Annotated in this window: 5 protein-coding genes and 2 pseudogenes; 3 read left to right on the top strand and 4 right to left on the bottom strand. The window is 65.1% G+C overall.

Annotation, left to right across the window (positions count from 1 at the left end; genetic code table 11):
* The 4 genes from RHBS_RS24660 to RHBS_RS24675 all read right to left on the bottom strand — a co-directional run.
* Positions 1-411 (bottom strand): ATP-binding cassette domain-containing protein (locus RHBS_RS24660; protein ID WP_237669661.1); only part of this gene is annotated, 411 nt, incomplete at its 3' end.
* The gene (locus RHBS_RS24665) at positions 408-1,235 is read right to left on the bottom strand and encodes an ABC transporter permease (RefSeq protein ID WP_121870106.1); all 828 of its coding nucleotides are present in this window, start codon (positions 1,233-1,235) and stop codon (positions 408-410) included. The genes RHBS_RS24665 and RHBS_RS24660, both read right to left, overlap by 4 nt.
* Positions 1,232-1,975, bottom strand: a complete 744-nt coding sequence (gene modA / locus RHBS_RS24670) for a molybdate ABC transporter substrate-binding protein (RefSeq protein ID WP_121872472.1) — start codon at positions 1,973-1,975, stop codon at positions 1,232-1,234. The genes RHBS_RS24665 and modA overlap by 4 nt, the downstream gene beginning before the upstream one ends.
* Positions 1,976-2,039: 64 nt before the next feature.
* The gene (locus RHBS_RS24675) at positions 2,040-2,438 is read right to left on the bottom strand and encodes a molybdopterin-binding protein (protein ID WP_121870105.1); all 399 of its coding nucleotides are present in this window, start codon (positions 2,436-2,438) and stop codon (positions 2,040-2,042) included.
* Between the two features lie 244 nt (positions 2,439-2,682).
* On the opposite strand from RHBS_RS24675, the gene RHBS_RS24680 reads away from it, so the two are divergent.
* The 3 genes and pseudogenes from RHBS_RS24680 to RHBS_RS24690 all read left to right on the top strand — a co-directional run.
* Positions 2,683-3,606, top strand: a complete 924-nt coding sequence (locus RHBS_RS24680; protein WP_121870104.1) for a metallophosphoesterase — start codon at positions 2,683-2,685, stop codon at positions 3,604-3,606.
* Positions 3,603-4,267 (top strand): annotated as a pseudogene (locus RHBS_RS24685) (4'-phosphopantetheinyl transferase). The gene RHBS_RS24680 and the pseudogene RHBS_RS24685 overlap by 4 nt, the downstream one beginning before the upstream one ends.
* A gap of 53 nt (positions 4,268-4,320) precedes the next feature.
* Positions 4,321-4,636: pseudogene (locus RHBS_RS24690) on the top strand (tRNA pseudouridine(55) synthase TruB); the annotation flags it as partial.
* Between the last annotated feature and the right edge of the window lie 21 nt (positions 4,637-4,657).

Here is a 4,657-nt window from a genome sequence, read left to right on the forward strand (position 1 = left end):
CACCGGACAGCTGTGCCGGGCGGCGGTCGGCCAGGTGGGATGCTCCCACGCGTCCAGCCACCGATCGGCCACGACCTTCGCGGCTGCTCGGTTCGCACCGGCGCTACGCGGAGCGAAGGCCACATTCGTTCGCGCGTCCATGTGGGGAAACAGCAGAGCGTCCTGCGCAAGAGTGGCAACGCCTCGGGCATGTATCGGAACGAAGGTTCTCGACGAGGTGTCGGTCAACACCTTCTCGCCGAGTCGGACGATTCCGTCGTCGGGTGCCACGACGCCCGAGACGAGTTGCAGCAGCGTCGATTTGCCTGCCCCGTTCGGCCCGAGGATCGCGACCGTCTCACCCTCGCGGGCATCCAGTTCGAGGTCGATGTCACGGACGCCCAGGGTGGCGCGCAGGTGCAGTGGGCTCACAGCGTCCCCGACGACCGAGTGCCGCGTGCGGTGACGACGACGAGTGCCGCGACGAGAATCAACAGCAGCGACAGCGCCACCGCGGCATCGGGATCGGCTTCTCGCTGGAGATAGATTTCCAGTGGAAGTGTTCTGGTCACTCCCTCGAGCGAGCCGGCGAACGTCAAAGTCGCTCCGAATTCTCCGAGTGCGCGTGCGAACGCGAGTACGGTCCCGGACATCAATCCAGGAAGTATCAGCGGAATGGTGACGCGGCGTAGGACGGTCGTCGGAGTGGCCCCCAGCGTCGCGGCCACCACGTCGTATCGGTTACCGGCCGTCCGCAATGCGCCCTCGACGCTGACGACGAGAAACGGCAGCGACACGAATACCTGCGCCAGCACGACCGCGGAGGTGGTGAACGCGATTCTGATACCGAAAGCATCGAGATGTTCGCCCAGCAGTCCCTGGCGTCCGAAGGTGTAGAGCAGCGCGATGCCGCCGACCACCGGGGGCAGAACCAGAGGCAGCACGACCAGGGAGCGAAGTGCAGCTAGTCCTCGAATCGTACTGCGCGCGAGCACGATTGCCATCGGTACGCCAAGTAGCACGCACACCGCAGTGCTGGCCGTTGCCGTCTTCAAGCTCAGTACCAGCGCCGCAACCGCAGAATCCGACGTGATGAGCCCGAAGAAGTTCGACCAGTCGATTCGGGTGAACATCGCGGCAAGCGGTGCCACGACGACAAGCGCGCCGATGGCAGCCGGAACGAAAATCCACAGCGGCACGCCGACGGTCGGACTTCTGAGTGAGCCCGACTGCCCGGCCGCTGCCTGCGCGGTCACGGTGCCGCGAAACCGGCACCGGAGAGGACGTCTCGGCCGACGGGTCCGGTGACGAAGTCGGTGAAGGCGCGCGCGGTGGCCTCGTTGTCGGACGCGCTCAACGTCGCGATCGGGTAGGTGTTGACGGCCCGGCTCGATTCATCGAAGGGCACCGCGGTCACGGCGTCGCCCGCTCCGGAAGCATCGGTGACGTACACCAGGCCGGCATCTGCTTGACCCGACGTGACTTTGCCCAGCACGTCGGTCACCGAGGACTCCTCGCTCACCGCCGGGACGTCCGTGCCGGCCGCGGTCTCGATGGACGCTGTGGCCGCGCCGCACGGCACCTGTGGTGCGCAGATCACCGTCAGTACGTCGGGGTTCGCCAGATCTGCGAACGAGGTGATGTTCTTCGGGTTCCCCGGTGCGGTGACGATGGTCAGAGTGTTGGTGGCGAAGTCTGCTGGGTTGCCCGCGACGAGGCCTGCGTCGACGACCTTGGTCATGTTGTTCGTATCCGCCGAGGCGAATACGTCCGCAGGCGCGCCGGCGACCAGTTGCGCGGCGAGATCGGAGGACCCTGCAAAGCTGAGCTCGACCGAGGTGCCTGGATGTTCGGCCTGAAAGCGCGAACCGAGATCGGTGAACGTCGCGCGCAGCGAAGCCGCGGCGAACACCGTGATCTCACCTCCGACGGCACCGTCTCGCGGTTCGGAAGCCATTGCGGACGAATCGGATTGGGAACTGCACCCGGCCAGCATCAATGTAGCCGCGACCAGGGTGATGTAGGCCGGTCGTATTGCTTTCACTGAGATCTCCTGCTTTCTAGGGTGTTTCGACGATGACGGTCGTGGCCTTGATGACCGCGACGGTGACCTTGCCCGGCTCGAGTCCCAGTTCTCGAACCGACGCCGTACTCATCAGGGACACGATGGAGAACGGCCCGCACTGCATGCTGACCTCGCTCATCACCGTGTCCGAGACGACATCGGTGACCAACCCGACCAATCGGTTGCGGGCCGAACTGCCACCCGACGAGACTTCGGGCGGCGGAGCGGCATGCTCGCGGGCATAGGCGGCCAGATCCCGGCCGGCGATCACTTTGCGCCCGGTCTCGTCCTCGAGCGAGGCAAGCGTGCCACTGTCGATCCATCGACGCACGGTGTCGTCACTGACTCCGAGCAGCGCCGCGGCGTCTCGAACACGGACCGGAGGCACCGTCATCGAACCACCCCTGATGGCGAAATACTCCGCAAAATCGTCATGAAAACAACCATATACCCGAATTTGCGGTTGATGCGACCCGTTTGCGAACTCGGCGTTATTCACTGCCGTCGGTCCGCCGGAGCACCGCTTCACCCCGCCCGGATACGTCGCGGAATCTGCAGGGAGTATTGGACGTTGGTACGTTCTCGGACGGTTCTGGCGATTCGACGCCGGCGGCCGAGCGCATCGGAAGGAATTTTCAGTGGCAGCGAAGCTGTGGGCAGTGAGCGACATTCACGTCGGACATCGGGGCAACCGGCCCGTGACCGAGGACATCTTTCCCGAATCGCCCGAAGACTGGCTGATCGTTGCCGGCGACGTGTCGGAGAAGACCGACGACATCAAGTGGGCGCTCGAACTGCTGCGTAGCCGTTTCGCGAAAGTCATCTGGGTTCCAGGAAACCACGAGCTGTGGACGACGGTGAAAGATCCCGTCCAGATCCACGGGGCAGCTCGATACGAGTACCTGGTGAACCTGTGCCGCGAGATCGACGTCGTCACCCCCGAGGACCCGTATCTGCGGTGGGAGGGTGAGGGCGGCCCGGCGACGATCGTGCCGATGTTCCTGCTCTACGACTACACGTTTCTGCCGCGGGGAGCTCGGGACAAGGAGCACGGACTGGCGATCGCACGTGAGAAGAACGTCGTCGCCACCGACGAATTCCTGCTGTCCTCGCAGCCTTACGCGACGCGCGACGCCTGGTGCCATGCGCGGATCGACGCCACCCGGGAACGTCTCGATGCGCTGGACACCTCCGTTCCGACCGTGTTGATCAACCACTTCCCGATGGTTCGGCAGCCGACCGAGGTGCTGTTCTACCCGGAGTTCGCGCTGTGGTGTGGGTCCACTCTGACGGCGGATTGGCATACGCGGTACAACGCGATCTGCTCGGTGTACGGGCACCTGCACATCCCGCGGACGACCTACTACGACGGCGTTCGCTTCGAGGAGGTGTCGGTGGGCTACCCGCGCGAATGGCAGCGCCGTGGCCTGCCGAAGAACGTTCTGCGCCAAATTCTTCCGGTCCCCGAGTATCCGCCGGGTGCGTTGAACAAGTGGGGTGGACACTTCACGGTGACGCCCGAGATGGAGGCAGAGGTCGAGAAGATGAGGGCAGGCAAGTGATCGAGTCCATACTTCCCAACGGCGTCGTCTCGGCCGAATTGTTCGCGGACCCACCGGGTTTGACGCCGCATCCGCTCGAAGCCCCGCTGGTGGCCAAGGCGGTGGACAAGCGCAAGCGTGAGTTCACGTCGGCTCGACACTGTGCGCGCGTGGCGATGGAGAAGTTGGGCGTGGAGCCGGTGCCGATCATGCGCGGTAAGTCCGGTGCCCCGCAGTGGCCGAAGGGTGTGGTCGGGTCGTTGACGCACTGCGACGGCTATCGCGGTGCGGTGTTGGCCTACTCGATGCAGGTGCGGTCGGTGGGAATCGACGCCGAGCCACACGGACCCTTGCCCGATGGCGTGCTCGGGGCGGTGAGCCTGGAGGCCGAACGCGAGTGGCTCGCGACCGTGGGCCGTGAGGACGTGCACTGGATCGGGTGTTGTTCTGCGCCAAGGAAGCGACGTACAAGGCCTGGGAGCCGTTGACCGGACGCTGGCTCGGCTTCGAGGACGCGCACATCACTTTCGAGCGCACCGGTGTCGGTGACGACATTTCGGGAACGTTCCATTCCGAGCTGCTGGTGCCCGGGGACACGGTGTCCGGGCCGCCGTTGCGGGCTTTCGACGGTCGATGGATGGTGGCGGGCGGTCTGGTGATGACCGCGATCTCGGTGATGTGACGACCGGCTCCGCGAGCCTGGCACAATGCTCTCTCGTGAGTGCTCGCGAAAAGATCTCGTCCGGTCTCGTCGGTGCCGGCCTGTTGGTGGTCGACAAGGGTCCGGGAGTGACGAGCCACGATGTGGTGGCGTCGTGCCGAAAACTGTTGCGCACCAGAAAGGTCGGCCATGCGGGGACCCTGGACCCCATGGCGACCGGCGTGCTCGTGCTCGGCGTGGAGCGTGCGACCAAGATGCTGGGATTGCTCTCGCTGACCACCAAGTCGTACACCGCAACCATCCGGCTCGGCCGGAGCACGACGACCGACGACGCCGAGGGGGGACGTCCTGGCCGATGCCTCGGCCGCGCATGTCTCCGACTCCGAGATCCAGCCGCGATCGCCGCCCTGA

The sequence above is a fragment of the Rhodococcus sp. BS-15 genome, from assembly GCF_000813105.1.
In the GTDB taxonomy this organism is placed as follows: domain Bacteria; phylum Actinomycetota; class Actinomycetes; order Mycobacteriales; family Mycobacteriaceae; genus Rhodococcoides.